Below are 18,312 nucleotides of genomic sequence, written 5' to 3' on the forward strand. Positions count from 1 at the left end.
AGTTCGAAATGTATACTACGAAGAAAAATACGGGAAAATCGCCCTTTGGCTGGCGGAAGATCATGGCGGCGGCCTTGTCGAGTCTGTTCTTGGTAGGCTTGTTGGCCGGCTGCGGTTCATCAGATACCGTCAAGTTTGATACGTGGGGGCGCGCCGATGCCAAAGAAATCGACGTCAACGCCAAGGTGCCCGGTCGTGTTGTCCGGCTTTTGGTTAAAGAAGGCGACCAAGTCAAGGCTGGTCAGTTGATGGCCGTTATTGATCAGCGGGATTTGATGACGCAAAAAAGTCAGATCGAAGCGGAAATCATGGCCTTGCAGGCCCAGTTAACGCAGGCCCAATCGGTAACGTCCATGCAGGAAGGGACGACAGGGTCCGATGTGACGGCTGCCAATACGCAGGTCAGCCAGGCGCAGGCCAATTTAGACAACGCTAAGGCCGATTACGATCGCTATGCACAACTCGTTGATGAAGGCGCCGTTTCGGCGCAGAGCTTCGATGCGATTTCGACGAAGTATAAAGTCGCGCAGGAAACGTACAACCAAGCCGTAGCCGGTGCCGGAAAAGCGACGGCAGCCTTGCAGCAGACCGATGTCAACAAGGCCAACGAAGCGGCTGTCGCCCAAAAGATCGTCTCGGCTCAGGCGAAACTGGATCAAATCAATGTTGCCTTGAGCGAAACGGAAATCAGAGCGCCTTATGACGGTATCATTACGACGAAATACATCGAAGAAGGGTCGATGATCTCGCAGGGAACACCGATTGTAGCCGTACAGGATCCGACGGACAACTGGGTCGATTTCAAAGTTCCGGAAACGGCGTTGGCGAAGATCAAGCTGAACCAAAACGTAACTTTAGTCGGTCGTGACGGTACAACGACTGTCGAAGGCGAAATTGTCAATATCAGCAAGAAAGCAGAATTTGCGACGCAGCGTGCTACGAGTGAACGAGGCGACGATACGGACGTAATCAGTTTCAATGTCAAGGTTCAAGTCAATTCGGAAGTGCTTCGTCCGGGCATGCGCTTTAAGGTAGATGAAGGTTCATTATGAAGATAAAAAGCATACTTTGCGATGCTTGGCATGATTTATGGCGCGGCCGCTATCCGTTGGCGCTGCTCATCCTCTTAGTGCCTTTGGGCTTTACGGTCCTCTTCGGGTTCGTGTACATGGAAAATTCCGTCAATCACATCCCCTTGGCCATTTATGATCGGGATCAGAGTAATGCCAGTCGGAAGTTGATACAGATGTACAGCGATTCCGAACGCTTCACTGTCGTCGATCAGATCGTCAGCGAAGGACAGCTGGAAGAAGCAATTCACCAATATGACGCGTTAGTGACGCTGGAGATTCCCAAAGGTTTTTCGAAAGATATCCGCAGCGGTAAACAGAGCAACGTATTGGTAACGGTAAACTCGGTAAATAATATGTTCAGTAATGCCGCCTTGGCTTCGGCTCAGGAAATCAACCGGAGTTATACCGTGGCTGTCGGTCAGAAGCTGGTCGAAGGCTTGAACGTCGTGCCTGACGTCGCGCTGAATATGGTATATCCTGTCCACTTCGGCATTCGCATTTTGAATAACCCGACTAATGGCTATACGCAGTTCATGCTCTCCGGCCTGCTCCTCAACGGAATGCAAGTCAGCATGATGGGCATTGTCGGACCGATATTGATCGGTGAGATCCTGCGACGCCGTTACAACCGACAGACGAAAGCCGTCTGCATCGTACTGGCAAACTGGCTGCCCATTTGGGCCTTAGGTATGGTTTCCTTCTTTATTTCTTTCCTCGTTGCCGTGTATGGCTTTCATGTGCCGATGCGGGGCAATTGGCTGGAAGTAGGCGTCTTGATTGCCTCCTTCCTGACCTTCCTCATTTCCGTGCTCATGCTCTTTTCGGCTTGTGCTTCCAACCGCGGCAGTTCCATGCAGCTGCCGATGGTCTATATCATGCCGGGCCTTTTATACAGCGGTCTGTCTTGGCCAAGTTTCGACATGAATACCGTGGCTCACGTCTTGTCGCTGACCATGCCAATGGCCTATGTTGGTGATACGCTGCGCGATTTGTCCCTGAACGGAATGAGTCCGATGCTCTGGAGCAACTGTGCCTATATGATCGGTATCGGTATTGTCTGCCTCGTTTTGGCGACGCTGATTTTCCAGAAACGGCGGATGCGAGCATTCGATGCTGAGCAGAAAGAAAGTGTCTCATGAATCTAACTCCATGTCTGCCCGAATTGGGGCAGCTTATTAAAAGAGAAATCCATCAATTTTTTGTCGATTCACCGATGCGTGTCCTGTTCCTTTTTGGCGCCGCCATTGCGTACCTCGTCCTCTTCGGTATTCTGTATACGCCGAATATCGTCAAGAACATTCCTCTCATCATTTACGATCAGGATCAAACGTCGTTCAGCCGCTCCCTCGTGCGGGCTTACGACTCGAGCGATGCTTTTACGATTGTTGGTAATGTAAATTCGGAAGAAGAAATGGATGTTGCTCTTCAGAACAAAACGGCCTACGCTGCCGTCTATATTCCAGCCGATTTCTCTAAAAAAGTAAAAACGGGGGATACGTCGACGCCGCTCTTCGTCGTCAATGGGTCGAATATCATTTTGACGAATATTACGAGCAGTGCGGCGCAGAATATTACGGCTGATTTTTCCAACAAGATCGCCGCGCAACAAGGGGCACTGCGCTTGGGAATGGATGAAAGCCGCCTGGCGAAACGAATCAATCCCGTTACATATGAAACGCGTGTGCTCAATAACCCGACGCAGGGGTACATGCTCTTCTTCCTCATTGGGTTAGCTATGGCGGCCTTCCAGCAGGGGATCTTCTTTACCCTCGGTTCATCGGTCCATTATGAACTGCGCGAATGGGAAGAGCGCGTAGCTTCTTCGGAGGGCGACGTAGCGCTGACCGATCGCCGTCGTGGCCATCTTCTCTTTGCCGCTAAATTGATCACCTATTGGGTCATGGCGCTCCTTGCTTTCAGCGTCATTCTCTTGGCGGCCCACTTCGGTTGGCAGTTGCCACTGAAGGCACCTCTCTATCAAGTCTACGGCTTGGCCGGCGCCTTTGCCTTCGCCTTTATCGGCTTCAGTCTGTTTATTTCTCTATTGTGCCAAAACGAATTGCAGTTTATTCGTCTCGCCGTCTTGTATCCCGTACCGGCTTTCATCATGTCGGGCTATACATGGCCCCAGGAATCGATGGGACAAGTACTGCAGACGGTTTCGTACTTTTTCCCTATTGCTTGGCTTTCCAATGCCATGCGGCAGCTCTTTACGGCAGGGTATGCGGCTCACTTGCCGCTCAATATCCTCGTTCTCGTCGCCATTGGTCTCGGTTGTTGTCTTCTGGCCGGCTGGCGTTTGCACGGAGTGATGAAAAAAATATAGATAATTTACGGGCAAGCACCGGTCGTCAGCTGACGTGGTGCTTGCTTTTTTATCGACTGAGATGGGGATACTGAGGATAAGCATGAGGATAGGAGAACAGATAATGGCTTTAAAGGGGATGTTGTGCAATTACATTTTCGGAACAATATAACTACAGCGCTCTTATATTATGGCGTTAATCCGAGCCATGATACCGTCTAAGACACTTATCGAGAGATGTGTTTTACGAATACGAACTGTGACGATAACGCGGCAGTGTTCCTCATTGTTTGCTTTTGAACTCAAAGGACGAGGATGGTTTTACCGAAACCGTTTTTATATTCTATGTAGCGGAGGTATCTTGGCTGTGGGTAAGGGAAGAGATTCGTTCTGGCCTTATGTAACGTGATAGGGGTTGGTGTAGTCGAATAAGTTCTGCAGGAATTTCGTTGCCGGAGTGGGAGGAAGCGGTACGTTTGATCGGGAGCATTCCTGATTGAGTCGAAGTCTTCTACATACTGCTAGCCGCCTAATAAGCCGACTTTCCAGAGAATGCCGTCCGGCCGCAAATGAGCAAAGGAATCTCTGATCGTCTTGGGGACAACGAGTTTCTAATCTGTAGTCGACGGCAACGGCACGCGGTCGTTTTGATCGCTGATCCTTTAATCGTAATCGAGACTTTCCGGAAGGGCTAGTTTTTCCGGTGAACGTGACTTTAGTGCCGACGGGGCAGTACAGGCGGCGATGATGCCGACGCATTCGATGCCCAAAATGCGCGGCAAGGTTACCGACGGGGACAGTCCTTGGCGCGTGAAGATCTCCGAGTGATTAACGCCGAAGACTTTGACTTGGACTAAAGATCCGTTGGAGCGGACGGCAGAATGGGAACAGGTTCCCATTTCGGTTGTTCCGGTCCGCCTGCCTGATAGAGGACGGCTGCTTTCATCAATGACATCGTGTTTTTCCTTTCTCGTTTGGTCATGGGGTCAGATCAAGTGGTGACGTTTCAGATATTCGACAGCGACGTCGTGGGCGCTGCGGCCGTTGACTCGCACGTCGTAGTTCATGGCGCGCATCTCTTCCGCTGTCATACGCCCTGCTAGTTTTTCCAGCGCGGCCTGCAGTTCAGGATGGTTGTCAAGTGTCTCCTGGCGCATGAGCGGGGCCCCCTGATAAGGTGGAAAGAGATGTTTGTCGTCAGCCAATACGACCAAATCGTATTGTTTCAGTTCACTGTCCGTTGAGTAGGCGTCGGTGATCTGGATGGTTCCTTGCGCTATTGCCTGATAACGGAGAGCCGGTTCCATCGTATTGACGCGCAGGTTGAGTCCATACAGAGAGACAAGGCCGCGATTGCCGTCATCTCGGTCGTTAAATTCCAGGGTGAAGCCGGCCTGTGCCGTTTTTTCTACGGCAGCAAGATCGGAAATCGTTTGCAGTTGATTGGCGGCCGCATAGATGCGGGGGACGGCAATGGCGTAGGTGTTTTCATACGCTGCCGGCTCGAGATAGGCTAAATTATCCTGCGCCTTGATGCCGTCGCGGGCCGCCTCGTAGACCAGTCGCGCGTCGTTCGTTACCGATGGCGGCGTTTTCAGGAGACTGGCTGTCACCGTGCCTGTAAATTCGGGGTAAATATCAATGGTTCCCACTTTCAGCGCTTCATAAAGAAAGGTTGTCTTGCCGAAGTTCGGCTTCAACTCCACTTCCAGATCCGTGTTTTTCCGAATCAGTTCACCGTACATATTGATCAGGATTTCCGGTTCGGGGCCAAGCTTGCCGGCAATGACGATCTTGTCATGCTTCGGAATCAAGGGAACGAAGGAAATAACGAGTCCCAGGGAAACGATTCCCAACGTCAGCAGAACCGTTCGGAGCGAACGCCGTTCCAACGTGTGAATCGCGTAGCTGAAGAGAACCGCCAACAGAGCTGACGTGACGGCGCCGATGAGAATGAGCGCGTCGTTGCTGCGGTCGATTCCCAGAAGGATGAAGGTGCCGAGACCGCCGGCGCCGATCAATGCTGCCAGCGTGGCGGTGCCGATGATCATGACGGCTGCCGTACGAATGCCGGCGGTGATTACAGGCATGGCCAGCGCCAGTTCATAAGTTTTCAATTTTTCACGCCTGTTCAGGCCCAAGGCTTCAGCGGCTTCATGCAGTTCCGGCGGGATTTCCTGCAAACCTGTCAGCGTGCCTTGCAGGATCGGAAAGAGTGCATAGACGATGAGGGCGATTAGTGCGGGAACGGCGCCGATACCGAAAAAGGGGATCATGAGGCCTAAGAGCGCCAATGACGGAATCGTTTGCATAATACCGGAAAGCTGCAAGACTGCTTCTGCCGGCCGTTTTTGACCGGAGAGCACGATTCCCAGCGGGACGGCGATGATAGTGGCGAGCAGCAGTGCGCTGAGAGAAAGTTGTATATGCTGCCCTAATGCCGGCAGCCAGGTGTTCTGCCGTGCTGTGAAGGTAATCAGCAGGTTATTCAGCATCGGAACCTCCAGGATGGAAAAAACGGGAAACGAAGGTGTTTTTCGGGTTATTGCGGAGTTCGTCAGGCGTTCCGATCTGGACGATTTTTCCGGATTCCATAATGGCCAGATGATTGCCTAAGTACGCGGCTTCTGCCAGATCATGGGTGACGAAGACAATCGTCAGACCCAGCTCGCGGTGCAGCGCTTTGACCAGGTTCTGCAGTTGGCGGCGTGAAAGCGGGTCTAAGGCGCTGAAAGGCTCGTCCATCAAGACGATCTTCGGTTTGCCGATGAGGGCGCGAATAATGCCGACACGTTGTTGCTCTCCGCCGGAAAGTTCACGGGGATAACGGCGGCTGTATAGGGCGGGAGATAATCCCGCTTTTTCTAACCAGTCCGTTGTTTGTGCAAGCCGCTCGGCTTTTGTCCACCCCTTCATGGTTGGGACAAGACCGATATTTTCCTCTACCGTAAGATTGGGAAAAAGGGCGATTTGCTGTAAAACGTACCCCATATGGAGTCGCAGTTCGCGGAGCGGATAGTCGCTGACTTTTTTTCCGTCAATGGTGATTTCGCCGCGACTCGGATCAAGCAGACGATTGATCAGTTTCAGCGTCGTCGTCTTGCCGCTGCCGCTGGGGCCGACGAGAACGAAGAAATCGCCGTCGTTAATCGTCAAGCTCGGTAAGGAGAGAACGGTTGTGTTTCCGTATGTCTTGGAAACGTCTCTAAATTCGATCATGGCAGTCCTTTCTTTCGCGCTGTAGCGCCGTCAACTCATCCGTTAATAAAAAGGTGAAGTCTTGCGTCAGTCGGAGCAGCGCCGCTTGCTTCGCCGGCGCGAGCCGCGTCAAGGCCTTGCTTTCCGCCTCATCCATCGGGTCGATAACGGAAGCGGCGAAGTGATGTCCTTTTGGCGTCAAGGTAATGATTTTTTTTCGCTTGTCCGCAAGGCTTACGGTGATGCGGACATAGTCTTTTTTCAGAAACATCTTGATCGTCGCGTTGACGACTTGCTTCGTCGAATACGTATGTTTGACGATCGTTTCCTGGGAAATGCCCTGCCGATGGCGATAGATCCATAAGAGGATCAAGAGCGACTTGCTTTGCAGGCCGTGCTTGCGGGCATAGTCTTCGTACAGGGAAAATTGATGATCTCGCAGGCGGGCGTAAAGGCGCTGTCTGGAAAGTAAAGAATCTGTAGGCTGTTGTGTATTCATTTAGCTTTCCTCAAAAAAAGTAAAAATATTTGACTAATTGAGTATAAAGGAATGACTGAAAAGAATCAAGTTTTGGTTGGGGACATGCTTCTTACGGATACGCGGCGTTTATTGGCGGGAGAGGTATCTTTTGCTGAGACAGAAAACAAATGTGGTTTCCGTCAATACGGGCAGTACGCAGAAGAAAATGATATACTGCGCGCAGACAGCGACGTCGTTCGCCGACAATGGAGAAGCGAAAGGAAGGGGCTGTATGAAACGTCTGCGTTCTTTAACTATAGCGGCGAACAGGTGTATTTGTCAGAGCGTAAAGTTTAAATGGAACGAACCGTTTATGTCAGCAGTAAAAAATAATAGTTGAAAAAGGGTCTGCAAAGAGGGCTTTGCAATGCATTTGTAATGTAACATATATATAAAAATGATATAATAATCATAAATATATGACGAGGTCTGGTTAGTATCATCATTAAATAATCATGGAGGGTGTATTATGTTGAAAGCATGTGTTAAATGCGGGGCTCAATTACCAGATGAAACGAAGTTCTGTACAGAATGCGGCGCTTCTCAGCCGGTTGTACACAAATGCCCGAAGTGCGGCAAGGTAGTGGATGAAGATGCGGTATTTTGTACTGAATGCGGTACGAAAATAAAAAGCGCCGCCGCTGCCGTGGCGGGACAGATGGGAGCTGCCCAAGGGATGAGTAAGGGGAAAGTGATCGGTATTATTGTTGGCGTTGTTATCATTATTTTGGCGGCAGCGGGTTTTCTTCTCAGTAGAGATAACAGCGGTTCATCAAGTGTGGAAGTCGTGAAATCGCAGACCGTTATTGAAGACTATATCCGCGACCAGGGAACGGCCGAACAAAAATATAAAAATAAGAAGATAAAAATTACAGGCAAACTGATTGCTAAGAATCAATTCCATAATTCGAGCAATTTTGCCTTAGCGCTTTATACGAAGACTGTCGGCGGAAAATCGTATACCCTTCTCGTCGATATTCCTGCCGATAAAGCCGCTGAAGCGAATAAAGTCAAGATCGGCGATTTTGTGACGGCGCAGGGAATATGTGTCGGTATCGTAAAGCAAGACAGGCCTACGGATATTTCCGTACAGATACAGTGCGAAAAAATTAATTGACCTTAAATAGAAGCGGAGGCGCATTATGACAAGGTTTTGCCCCAAATGCGGCAAAAAAAATTGCCGATCATGTCCAATTTTGTCCTGAATGCGGGATGGCTCTCAACGGAAAATCTACAGTTGAGCCGGAGAAACTGTCGTGCGAACAGCCGGTAGCGTTTGTGGCAAGATCGTCATTTTTTGAACGAAATAAGAAAAATTTGCTGGTCATTGCCGTTGCTGTTGCCGCCGTATTAGGCTGTTGTGCCGGCGGTTATACGTATTATCAGAACCAAAAGGTCGCAGCGGCACAGGCGGAAGCGGAAGCAGAAGCACGGGCTGCGCAGAAGGCGGAAGACGATAGAAAAGCCGCCGAAAAAGCGGCAGCTGAAAAGAAGATGCAGGAACAGCATGCTAAAGTTCGTGCCGGACTCAGCAATGCATTGGGGCGTTTGCAGCATAATGAAGAAATGCTCAAAGATATGGCCGATAAACTGAACTCCGGAACCTATGACAGCGCGTATTTCAATATGAAGCGAAGCAGTTTCTATAAAGAATTATTGGCGCCTGTTGATGAACTTGATACCATTATGGCCGGTAACGATAATACGGCCAAAAGCGAAGTCAAAGCCCTGATAGAGATCCAGCGCGTTCGAGCCAATATGATGTATCAGGGATTGAATGGTGACAGCAGTAAGTTTGCCACTGGCGATCAATATTATGGCGATTACTATGCAAAATTGAATGCCTTTAAAACGAAATATAATTTATAACGCCATGAAGTCAGTAGAGGAGATACGATCATGTTTTGTCCAAATTGTGGCACAAAAAATAAAGAAGAAGCCAAGTTTTGTGCAAAGTGCGGTGCGGCTTTAGCGAGAGCGTCCGGCGCTGTTGCGGCCCCTGCAGATGCTGCGGTGGCGATTGAATCAGCAGGAAAGAAATGGAAGCTGTTGGCTGTTGCCGGAATCATTGCCGTTCTGCTTATCGGCGGCGCATACGGTGTTTATACGTATAGCGTTGATTCACGCTGGGGAATGCAGAAGGAAGAAGCGGCGCCGGCACCGCCGCCTGTCGATCCGAACGTAGTCATTGCCGATGAAGCGCGCAAGTCGTTGTCAACGTATCATGAAGCGATAACCAATCATGATTTTATACAAGCTTACGCGCTGATGACATCGCAGAAACAGTCTGATCTGGGAACGTATGAGGCGTGGAAGGACGGGTATGCATCTACCCTTTCCAGTAAGATTTTGGATGCCAAACCGACGTCAGTCGCGCCTGATCGGGTCATTTTCGCGTATCAATTGGAAGCCCGTGACAGCGAAGGCAGCCGGATTAAGAAACAGATTATCAGTGGTAATGTTACCATGGTCAGGCAGGGGAACTTGTGGCTCATGGCGGACAGTGACGGTCGGGTTATTTCTACGACGTACGAATAAAAACGGCAAAAGAGGTATATTGTGAAAATTTTTCAAGTGAAAAAAATTGTCAGAGCGGTGACGTTGTCCTTTTTTGTGTCCGCCGCTTTGACGGGCTGTGCGCTGCCTTTCGGCGGCAGTGGCGCCGGCGGTGAAACCAGGTCGTCCGTGACGGATACGTCGCTGACTCTCGATCAGCGCGTCGATCGGATCGTAGCGGACATGCCGCTTGATGAAAAGGTTGGCCAGCTTTTTATTGTCGGTATTCACGGCGGTGAACTCAATAGCGATTCGAAATTTATCTTGAATGAGTTTAAGTTCGGCGGCATCATCCTCTTCGATCGCAATATGCAGACGAAAGCACAGGTAACAGAACTCAGCAGGCAACTGCAGGCAGCGGCACGAGAAAAACAGACATTGCCTCTTTTCCTGGCTGTTGATCAAGAAGGTGGCGCCGTAGCGCGGCTGCAACGGGAACTGGTGACGGTACCGGCTGCAGCGGATCTCGGCCGCGGTGACGTGAGCGAAGCGGCAGCCTATGCCAAGCGTTCAGCAAGGGAATTGAATGACATCGGCTTCAACGTCAATTTTGCTCCCGACGCGGATCTCGGTCTGGCTAACGGCCGGTCTTTCAGCACTTCAGATCCGCAGCGGGTCAGTGATTTTGCCGGAGCCGTTGCTTGGGCCTATAAAGGCGAAGGCCTTATTTTTTCGCTGAAGCATTTTCCCGGCATCGGCCGCACCGAATCGGATCTGCATGTCGAAGGGAATACGATTACTGCCGATTACGACACGCTGAAGGCGACGGATTTGAAGCCGTTTGAAGCGTTGATACCGCAGTTTGCAGCGAGTGATTTCATGGTCATGGTTTCCCATGCCAAATACCTTGCTTTGGATCCGCAGTATCCAGCCAGCTTGTCGCCGCGCATTCTTACCGATCTTTTGCGCAAGGAGGAACGGTTTAACGGCATCATTATTACGGATGATCTTGAAATGGGGGCCGTTGCCAATCATTACTCCTTTGCCGAAATGGCCGTTCAATCTTTTACGGCCGGCGCCGATATACTCTTGGTCTGTCATGAGTACGCCCACATGGAAGAGGCCTATAACGGCATGATGAAAGCCGTTAAAAGCGGTCAAATTTCCCGGCAGCGACTTGATGCATCGGTTAAACGCATCGTCCGCATGAAGCTGGTCAAACTGGTCGAATGAGGGAATGTCATTCGGTGTTGTTAAATGTACATTGAATTTCATGGTACGGAATTATAAAAGAAGGATTTGATCTGCAAAGAACTTAAATTAATTAAATAAAACGATTGGCGAATGAAAAATAGCATAGTATACTCCATAGTAAGTTAGTACTAGCTCAAAGTAAATAGATGGAGACGACGATGTCTTGTTGATTATGGCGTGATGCCGTAATCAACAAGACATTTTTTGTATGATTACGGCGTCGGCAGCTGCAGGCCGCGTTTTGGTCATAAGAGAGAACGTTTCTTATATTCCAAGCAGAGAGAGGGAATGAACATGGGTATAATCGATACCGGCAATACGGCATGGGTGCTTATCAGTGCGGCCTTGGTCTTCTTCATGACGCCGGGACTGGCTTTCTTTTATGGCGGCATGGTTCGCAGTAAAAATGTATTAAGCACAATCATGCACAGCTTTTTTATCGTCGCCATGGTTTCAGCAGAATGGATTATGTTAGGGTATACGCTGGTTTTCGGTAATGATATTAACGGGCTTATCGCCGATGCGGGAATTCCGGAATTGGCTTTCGTTTCTTTTCAGTGTATGTTTGCCGTGATTACACCGGCTTTGATTACCGGCGCTTTCGCCGAACGGATTAAATTCGGGGCGTATGCGCTTTTTACGCTGTTGTGGACGATCTTCATTTATAATCCCATGGCCCATTGGGTATGGGGCGGCGGTTTTTTGGCCAAGTTGGGAGCGCTGGATTTTGCCGGCGGGCTGGTCATTCATATCCTTTCGGGCGTTTCCGGTCTGACGCTTTGCTTGTTACTCGGTAAACGGCATGGCTACGGCAAAGTTCCGATGTTGCCCCATCATTTGCCGATGGTCGTCCTGGGGGCGTCGATCCTTTGGTTCGGCTGGTTCGGATTTAATGCCGGATCTGCCCTGGGCGCCAATGAATTGGCTGCCAATGCGTTCATTACGACGCAGGCGTCGGCTGCTGTGGCGGCCGTATCGTGGGTCCTTTGTGAATGGCTTCATCATGGCAAGCCGACCGTCTTCGGCGCGGCCTCCGGTTGTGTGGCCGGCTTGGTCGCCATTACCCCGGCCGCCGGTTTTGTCGCGCCCTTGCCGAGTGTAATTATCGGGCTCTGCGGTGGGATTATCTGTTATTTGGCCGTAGCGGTGCTGAAGACGAAGGCCGGTTATGACGATTCTCTGGATGCCTTCGGCGTACACGGTATTGGCGGTACGTGGGGGGCGATCGCGACAGGCCTTTGGAGTTCAACGGCCGTTAATCCCGCCGGCGCCGACGGCTTGTTTTACGGCAGCGCGGATACTCTTGTTGCACAATTGATTTCCGTTGTCGTAGCGTATGCGCTGGCTGTTATCGGTTCTGCCGTCATTTTTTATCTGGTTACCTTGGTTACAACCGTGCGGGCAGAAGAAACGGAAGAAATTACCGGGATGGATATCGGCGAACATGGAGAACATGCGTACAACCAATCTATTTTTGCCGCCAACGCTCCGTTGCTCAAGGCGGCAGGTCCTGTATCGGCGCCTTTGGCACATGCCGTACACAGCGGTCCAAATGCGTAGCGACGATATGCGCTGAAGGAGGTGGGCAGTTTATGAGTAAAATGACTAAAATCGACATTATTGCACGGCCTGAAAAATTGGAAGAGTTGAAAGGGGCCTTGAATGCCATCGGCGTTCAGGGGATGACAGTGAGCCAGGTCTTTGGCTGCGGCTTGCAGAAAGGACACACCGAAGTGTATCGGGGACAGGAATACAGCGTCAATTTACTGCCGATGATCAAGCTGGAAACCGTCGTCTGTGAGGTGCTGGTCGAAGACGTTTTGGAAACGGCGCGGCAAACGCTGCAGACCGGAAGGGTTGGAGACGGCAAGATATTTGTTTACACGATCGACGATTGTATGCGGATACGGACAGGGACTCGGGGGTCCAGAGCGATTATTGACGACGAGGTCGTTGATGAATAAACGGTACAGTATGTAAAGGGGAGCAAAAGGAGGCAATGGCGGCCTGCCTGATATACCAATCAGGCAGGCCGCCATTGTGCGGCACGGGGATTGTCGGGCAGATGAGCATTTTGCGTATCGGCAGTTGCCGATTGACACAGCGCGCCGCTTCCAGTAAGATGGATGCGGAAATATCCGTTTCATTAAGATATGAACCGGTATTTATCGTGCCGCTCCGAGTTGACAGCGGCGCAGATAAAGGAGGAGATATTTACGCAGTCCTATATATTATTGCTCCTGGCGACTCTGTTTTGGGCGGGGAATTTTGTCTGGGGGAAATACGTCGTTACTGAAGTGACGCCGTTTCAGCTGACCTATTTGCGCTGGCTTTTTGCCCTCGTCCTTCTGCTGCCGCTGGCGCAGTGGCTGGAAAAGCCGGCGTGGCGCTCTTTTTTGCCGCAGTGGCCGCAGTTGCTGATTTTGGCCCTGGCCGGTTCCTTCGGTTATAATTTTTTTCTGTATACGGCGTTGGAGTATACGACATCATTTCATGCTGCCGTGATCAATACGCTGAATCCGCTTTTTATTTTTATCGGTTCCGCCCTCCTGTTGAAGGAACGGCTGACAAGGCGTCAAACTGCAGGCCTCATCATTTCTTTTATCGGCGTGTTGACCGTTGTGACGAAGGGCGCGGTCTGGCAGATACTGTCCTTTTCCTATAATTTCGGGGATGCCTTGATGTTGCTGTCCGGACTGCTCTGGGCGTTTTATACGATCTACGGCAAAAGGGCGTGCGCCGTTCCGCCGATTACGGCGACGGCGCTGTCCGTTTTTTGGGCTACCGCTGCGCTGACGCCGGCGGCGCTATTGTCGCCGTGGCCGTCGTCCCTCTCCCGAGATGCCCTTATCGGTATGACCTATATCATTATTTTTCCGTCGGCTTTGGCGTTTGTGTTCTGGAACCGGGCGCTGCAAACGATAAAGGCGGCGCAAGTCGGTGTTTTTGCCAATTTTGTCGTCATCTTTACGGCTTTGATCAGTTTGCTTTTAGGCAATGCGCTCTTGCCTTCAGAAGTGTTTGGTGCCGTTATCGTTTTAGGCGGCGTTTATTTGACGACGCAGACCGGGTAGCGCCGTATGTCTGTGGCGGCGAAGGGCGTTTGTGAGGACCATTCGCGGTATGCCTGTTTTTCTACCCTCTGTATCCGTATACGATGCTGGCCGGCGGTCTTTTCGCAGGGGTAAATATTTTTTTTGTTTTATTGTAATTCCCCTTGTTAAGCGATGTCAGAGATGGTAATATCAATCACAATCAGGTTAATGTTCACTTCGTTAGCTGACTGTGTTAACTTGGTATATGAGAATGGAGGATGAAAAATGGAAAAAGTTTTAGACGAATTGTTTTACGACTTGTTAAAGCATGAAGGCTCGGTATCGTTCGTATCTTGGGCGAACGGTGATGCCCACATCGTCAATACGTGGAATAATTATCTCCATGTTACAGATGATGAACGCATCTTGATTCCCGCTTTCGGGTTCCGTAAAACGGAAAAAAATATTAACGAAAATAATCACGTTAAATTAGTTGTCGTTTCCAAACAAGTGCAAGGCGCCATGGGTATGGGAACGGGCGAATACCTCGAAGGTACGGCGGAATTCAAAACGGCAGGCCCGGAATTTGATTTGATGAAATAGCGGTTTGACTGGATGTCCCGCGTCGTGATCGTCACGCCGACGCTTTGCAAACGGACAATTTAAAGTATGTGTGATAACAGGATACGCTGCCAGAGCGTGTCCTGTTTTTAATAAGAATCCATAAAGGAGGAAACGATGGCGAATCGGGCAACGTTTTGTACGTGTACCAATACGGTCTGTCCGTATCATCTGCAGAATCAGGACCAAGGCTGTACGCCGTGTATTGCCGGGAACTTGCGGTTAAAAGAAATCCCGAATTGTTTTTTCAACCTCGTGCCGGGCAGTGAAGGAAGAAAAAACGACCATTTCAGCGACTTTGCCGCAGCGGTACAGCAGAGCGAATAAAAAACACCGTGATATCAGGCGAATATGATATCACGGTGTTTTTTTAGTTGTTGCCATTGGAAGATGATTTTCTTTTTATACGGTGCCGCGTCGAGAAGCGGCAAGTCTTCGGCCAGGACGGAAGCGACAATATTCGTCCGTTCTTCAACGGGGAGGTCTGTCAGGACGATTTCGACTTCTCCCATGTAACGGCCGAAGCCTTGATTATCTATCGTGATGTCGCCGCGTTGACGCCTGCGGTGCGGTCCTGCCGGCAGAATGGGAATGTCGCCGGTCAGTGCGCGGCTGCCGGCCGTGCGCAGAACGTAGGCGGATCTGTCGGGACGCAATGTAAAGGTGCGCTGAAGGAGTCGACGGAGGTGAGGGGCGTCGCTGTGCATCTGGATGCGCAAGACGACGGTGTCGGCATCCATGGGGGCGACGTTGCCTAAGGTGTTGACCTCTTCTGCTGTCGGGGCGGAGTCACCGATAAAAACCGTATCCAGTTGAAGGGCGCTTAAATGACGTACGGCGCGGAGCGTTTCCCAAGAGCGATGATCTTCCACTGTCGGCAGCCCTTCGTAAAGCGGCGCCCGCTTGGTGTTCATACCGGCAATAAAAGCGCCGACGTGGATACCGTAACGATGCAGTAAGGCTGTTTGTTGCGCCGTAAAAGCAGGGGATAAGCCGGTAAAAGGGCGAGGATAAAAGTTGTGCAGACTGTCAATATGGGAAAAATCGGCGCCTGCGGCGCGGAGGGCAAGGAGATCGTCTTCCCGTATCGTCGAGGCATTGAGCTGAACGGTCATGCATTTGCTGAAATACGTCGTTTGGGCAGGTGTGAACCCGGCATCCAGACGAGCTGTCGTAATGCCGCAGGCAAGCAGGGCTTGCGGCGTTACTTCGTCGAACCCTAAGAAGGCGGCTGTTTCCGGGCTGATGTCGGCGATGACGTCCAGCCGGTTTTCCCGGGCGCGGCGCAGTATTTTTTGCAGATCGCAACGGAGTTTCGTTGTATCCGCTTCCGGTATGTGCAGAGAGAGAAAGAGTCGGTCTATCCCGTACGTGCAAGCCAGTGACAGCGTTTTTTCCAATGTTGCGGTACTATCGAGACCGGGATAAAGAGAAAGTCCTGTACGCATTGCTATACCTCGCTTTCAGGCGGGTCGGTGAAGCCGATCAGCCAAGTGGCAACAAAGCCGGTGGCGTAAGCTGTCAACAAGCCCGCTACATAGACGCTCAGGTTTGTCGTAGCGGCAGCTAACGGCAGGCCCGAAATGCCGATGGCGGCGGCGCCGATTCCGTAGGCGGCCTGCACGGCGCCGCCGAATGCGCCGCCGATGCAGGCGCCGATAAACGGTTTGCCCAAAGGCAAGGTGACTCCGTAAATAAAGGCTCGCCAATGCCCATAAAGCCGACAGGAAGGGCTGAGAGAATCGTTTTTTTCAGAGTATTGTTTTTCGTTTTCCCATAGACGGCGAAGGCGGCTCCGACCTGTCCGGCGCCGGCCATGGCGAGGACCGGCAGAAGAATCGTGACGCCGTAGCGATTGAGCAGTTCGGCGTGAATCGGAGTCAGTCCCTGGTGGATGCCGACCATCACCATGGGCAGAAATGTTCCGCCCAGCACGAAGCCCGTCACGGCGCCGCCGCTGTCAATGGCTGTCGTCGCCGCCGTGCCGATCGCTTCGGAGAGAACGGCGCCGGCGGGCTGACAAATGCCGATGGCGACAGCTGTCGAAATGACGACGACGAGCAAGGGCGTCAGGAACAGATCGAACATATCGGGAACGATGCGGTGCAGCCTCTTTTCCAGCGTCGCCGCGAAGAACGCGATGAGCAGGACGGCGATGATGCCGCCTCGGCCGGGCATCAGGGAGGTGTCGAAAAGCGTGACGGACGAGAGGCCGGGATGGCTGATGACAGCCGCCATGACTCCGCCGAGGATCGGTGTGCCGCCGAATTCGTCGGCCGCCTGGACGCCGACGAAAAGATTCAGTCCCCAGAAGGCGGCGTTGCCGGCAATGGCCAGGAGCTGTACTGCCGGATAAGTCGTCAGCGACGGATCGGCCTTAACGAAAATGTTGACGAGCCCCGTAATCAGGCCGCAGGCGATAAATGCGGGAATAATGGGAACGAAAATATGAGATATTTTTTTCAGCACGTCTCTGCCGGGCGTACTGTTTCTCCGGCGAATGGCTTCGTGCAGCTCTTTGCCGTCGCCGAAACCGGCTCTTCCGGCAAGGGCTGCGACGGACGGAGTACTTTTCGCGGCATCTGCGGCCGGCAATGTCGCCTCTTTTGCCGGTATCGCTGCCAAGAGCACTTTCAATTCAGCCGTCACCTTGGCCGCCGTGCCCGGGCCGAAGATGAGCTGCCATTCGTCGCCGCTTTTATTGATGCCTTTGACGCCGTCAATCATTTCCAGTTCCTTCGTTGTAAAGGACTCTTCTTTGACGCGGAAACGGAGCCGAGTCATACAGTTGTACGGCTCGATAATATTGTCTTTCGGGCCGATGATACGGTAAATTGCTTCCGCCCTTTCTTTATGTTCCACAGCCGGCCTCCAGTACGTTGCGAATATACCCGCCGTGTCGTTCCAAGGCCGCTGCTGCGGCGATGGCGGAAAGACCGAGGAGAATCATGACGATCGCCGTTTTGGCGTGACCGTTTGCGGCGGACAATGCTTCCGTCGCCGCCGCGCGGGAACAGGACGCCGCTTCCATGACGATACGGCAAGCTCTTTCTTCCAGCTTTTTGTTCGACGTCTTCACGTCAACCATGAGATTGCCGTAGACTTTGCCCAGGCGGACCATGACTCCTGTAGAAAGCATATTGAGAATCAGTTTCTGCGCCGTACCGGCCTTCATTCGCGTCGAGCCGGTAATAACTTCGGCGCCGACGAGGGCGCAAATGTCGATATCGCTGCAACGACTGATAGGAGCATCGCTGCTGCAGTCGACGGAAATGACGGCAGCGCCGCAGTTTTTGGCATAGGTCAGGGCGCCGATGACGTAAGGTGTTCTGCCGGAGGCGCTGAGTCCGACGACGGCATCGGCGGCGGTGAGGGTGCACGCTGCCAGATCCTGACGGCCGCCGTCGCTATCATCTTCCGCCCCTTCTTGCGCGCAGAACACGGCCGCCCGACCGCCGGCGATCAGGCCTTGTACCAATTCCGGCGCCGTGCCGTATGTCGGCGGGCATTCGGCAGCATCAAGAATACCGAGGCGGCCGGATGTGCCAGCGCCAACGTAAAACAGGCGGCCGCCTCGGCGCAGCCGCTCGGCAATGACGTCGACGGCGGCAGCTATCTGTGGCAAGAGCGGCGTGATCGCAGCTGTCGCTTTTTGATCTTCCGTATGGATGAGACGGATCATTTCCAGCGTGGAGACACTGTCGATTTCGGCAGTCTCAGCATTTCGTTTCTCAGTAGCCAATTTTTCCAATTCCATCATGATGAAAGGAGTCTCCTTTATGTTTTTCTATGATACCGTAAATATCTCAA

22 protein-coding genes are annotated in these 18,312 nt (G+C 51.8%); 14 read left to right on the forward strand and 8 right to left on the reverse strand.

Features of this window, described 5'->3' with window-relative positions:
- Positions 1-8 precede the first annotated feature (8 nt).
- From HMPREF1250_RS00660 to HMPREF1250_RS00670, 3 genes are read left to right on the forward strand one after another with little or no spacing between them, the layout of a single operon-like run.
- Positions 9-1,052, forward strand: a complete 1,044-nt coding sequence (locus HMPREF1250_RS00660) for an HlyD family secretion protein (protein ID WP_023052614.1) — start codon at positions 9-11, stop codon at positions 1,050-1,052.
- Positions 1,049-2,212: an ABC transporter permease gene (locus HMPREF1250_RS00665; protein ID WP_023052652.1), complete on the forward strand. Its 1,164-nt coding sequence runs from the start codon at positions 1,049-1,051 to the stop codon at positions 2,210-2,212. Before HMPREF1250_RS00660 ends, HMPREF1250_RS00665 begins: the two co-directional genes overlap by 4 nt.
- Entirely contained in the window at positions 2,209-3,399 is a 1,191-nt protein-coding gene (locus HMPREF1250_RS00670; RefSeq protein WP_023052680.1) for an ABC transporter permease, read from the forward strand. Before HMPREF1250_RS00665 ends, HMPREF1250_RS00670 begins: the two co-directional genes overlap by 4 nt.
- A 641-nt stretch (positions 3,400-4,040) precedes the next feature.
- On the opposite strand, the gene HMPREF1250_RS11480 is transcribed toward HMPREF1250_RS00670, so the two are convergent.
- The 4 genes from HMPREF1250_RS11480 to HMPREF1250_RS00685 all read right to left on the reverse strand — a co-directional run bounded on the left by HMPREF1250_RS11480 (position 4,041) and on the right by HMPREF1250_RS00685 (position 7,075).
- A complete protein-coding gene (locus tag HMPREF1250_RS11480; RefSeq protein ID WP_023052675.1) occupies positions 4,041-4,277 on the reverse strand; it encodes an alcohol dehydrogenase catalytic domain-containing protein in 237 nt (78 codons plus the stop codon).
- Positions 4,278-4,364: 87 nt separating this feature from the next.
- Positions 4,365-5,873: an ABC transporter permease/substrate-binding protein gene (locus HMPREF1250_RS00675; RefSeq protein ID WP_023052665.1), complete on the reverse strand. Its 1,509-nt coding sequence runs from the start codon at positions 5,871-5,873 to the stop codon at positions 4,365-4,367.
- Positions 5,863-6,597, reverse strand: coding sequence for an ABC transporter ATP-binding protein (locus HMPREF1250_RS00680; RefSeq protein ID WP_023052602.1), 735 nt, complete (start codon positions 6,595-6,597; stop codon positions 5,863-5,865). Before HMPREF1250_RS00680 ends, HMPREF1250_RS00675 begins: the two co-directional genes overlap by 11 nt.
- A complete protein-coding gene (locus HMPREF1250_RS00685; RefSeq protein WP_023052612.1) occupies positions 6,584-7,075 on the reverse strand; it encodes a MarR family winged helix-turn-helix transcriptional regulator in 492 nt (163 codons plus the stop codon). The genes HMPREF1250_RS00680 and HMPREF1250_RS00685 overlap by 14 nt, the downstream gene beginning before the upstream one ends.
- 51 nt (positions 7,076-7,126) lie before the next feature.
- On the opposite strand from HMPREF1250_RS00685, the gene HMPREF1250_RS00690 reads away from it, so the two are divergent.
- From HMPREF1250_RS00690 to HMPREF1250_RS00735, 11 genes are all read left to right on the forward strand, one after another.
- A complete protein-coding gene (locus HMPREF1250_RS00690) occupies positions 7,127-7,393 on the forward strand; it encodes a hypothetical protein (RefSeq protein ID WP_036242140.1) in 267 nt (88 codons plus the stop codon).
- Positions 7,394-7,565: 172 nt separating this feature from the next.
- Entirely contained in the window at positions 7,566-8,213 is a 648-nt protein-coding gene (locus HMPREF1250_RS00695; RefSeq protein WP_023052633.1) for a zinc-ribbon domain-containing protein, read from the forward strand.
- A 161-nt stretch (positions 8,214-8,374) separates the two neighbouring features.
- Positions 8,375-8,965: a hypothetical protein gene (locus tag HMPREF1250_RS00700; protein WP_155914473.1), complete on the forward strand. Its 591-nt coding sequence runs from the start codon at positions 8,375-8,377 to the stop codon at positions 8,963-8,965.
- Positions 8,966-8,995: 30 nt separating this feature from the next.
- Positions 8,996-9,634 carry a zinc ribbon domain-containing protein gene (locus tag HMPREF1250_RS00705; protein WP_023052624.1) on the forward strand — a complete coding sequence of 213 codons (639 nt, stop codon included), beginning with the start codon at positions 8,996-8,998 and terminating at the stop codon, positions 9,632-9,634.
- A gap of 21 nt (positions 9,635-9,655) precedes the next feature.
- Positions 9,656-10,825, forward strand: coding sequence for a glycoside hydrolase family 3 N-terminal domain-containing protein (locus HMPREF1250_RS00710; protein ID WP_023052647.1), 1,170 nt, complete (start codon positions 9,656-9,658; stop codon positions 10,823-10,825).
- Positions 10,826-11,140: 315 nt separating this feature from the next.
- Positions 11,141-12,406: an ammonium transporter gene (locus HMPREF1250_RS00715; RefSeq protein ID WP_081696465.1), complete on the forward strand. Its 1,266-nt coding sequence runs from the start codon at positions 11,141-11,143 to the stop codon at positions 12,404-12,406.
- Between the two features lie 41 nt (positions 12,407-12,447).
- The gene (locus HMPREF1250_RS00720; protein WP_231391257.1) at positions 12,448-12,810 is read left to right on the forward strand and encodes a P-II family nitrogen regulator; all 363 of its coding nucleotides are present in this window, start codon (positions 12,448-12,450) and stop codon (positions 12,808-12,810) included.
- A gap of 35 nt (positions 12,811-12,845) precedes the next feature.
- Entirely contained in the window at positions 12,846-13,142 is a 297-nt protein-coding gene (locus tag HMPREF1250_RS11685) for a hypothetical protein (RefSeq protein ID WP_159459047.1), read from the forward strand.
- Positions 13,081-13,920 (forward strand): DMT family transporter, encoded by an 840-nt coding sequence (locus HMPREF1250_RS00725; protein ID WP_196806831.1) that lies wholly within the window; start codon positions 13,081-13,083, stop codon positions 13,918-13,920. Before HMPREF1250_RS11685 ends, HMPREF1250_RS00725 begins: the two co-directional genes overlap by 62 nt.
- Positions 13,921-14,166: 246 nt before the next feature.
- Complete coding sequence (locus tag HMPREF1250_RS00730; RefSeq protein WP_023052627.1) at positions 14,167-14,484, forward strand: pyridoxamine 5'-phosphate oxidase family protein; 318 nt, start codon at positions 14,167-14,169, stop codon at positions 14,482-14,484.
- A 135-nt stretch (positions 14,485-14,619) separates the two neighbouring features.
- The gene (locus HMPREF1250_RS00735) at positions 14,620-14,829 is read left to right on the forward strand and encodes a DUF6485 family protein (RefSeq protein ID WP_023052599.1); all 210 of its coding nucleotides are present in this window, start codon (positions 14,620-14,622) and stop codon (positions 14,827-14,829) included.
- A 14-nt stretch (positions 14,830-14,843) separates the two neighbouring features.
- Here HMPREF1250_RS00735 and HMPREF1250_RS00740 read toward each other — a convergent pair whose 3' ends face one another.
- The 4 genes from HMPREF1250_RS00740 to murQ are packed head-to-tail and all read right to left on the reverse strand — an operon-like array spanning position 14,844 to position 18,262.
- On the reverse strand, positions 14,844-15,950 hold the full coding sequence (locus tag HMPREF1250_RS00740; RefSeq protein WP_023052677.1) for a MupG family TIM beta-alpha barrel fold protein: 1,107 nt from the start codon (positions 15,948-15,950) through the stop codon (positions 14,844-14,846).
- A gap of 2 nt (positions 15,951-15,952) precedes the next feature.
- Positions 15,953-16,177: a hypothetical protein gene (locus HMPREF1250_RS11935; protein WP_231391256.1), complete on the reverse strand. Its 225-nt coding sequence runs from the start codon at positions 16,175-16,177 to the stop codon at positions 15,953-15,955.
- On the reverse strand, positions 16,069-17,364 hold the full coding sequence (locus HMPREF1250_RS00745) for a PTS transporter subunit EIIC (RefSeq protein ID WP_023052589.1): 1,296 nt from the start codon (positions 17,362-17,364) through the stop codon (positions 16,069-16,071). Before HMPREF1250_RS00745 ends, HMPREF1250_RS11935 begins: the two co-directional genes overlap by 109 nt.
- Positions 17,354-18,262: an N-acetylmuramic acid 6-phosphate etherase gene (gene murQ, locus HMPREF1250_RS00750; protein ID WP_023052601.1), complete on the reverse strand. Its 909-nt coding sequence runs from the start codon at positions 18,260-18,262 to the stop codon at positions 17,354-17,356. Before murQ ends, HMPREF1250_RS00745 begins: the two co-directional genes overlap by 11 nt.
- Between the last annotated feature and the right edge of the window lie 50 nt (positions 18,263-18,312).

It is taken from the genome of Megasphaera vaginalis (ex Srinivasan et al. 2021), from assembly GCF_000478965.1.
In the GTDB taxonomy this organism is placed as follows: domain Bacteria; phylum Bacillota; class Negativicutes; order Veillonellales; family Megasphaeraceae; genus Megasphaera; species Megasphaera vaginalis.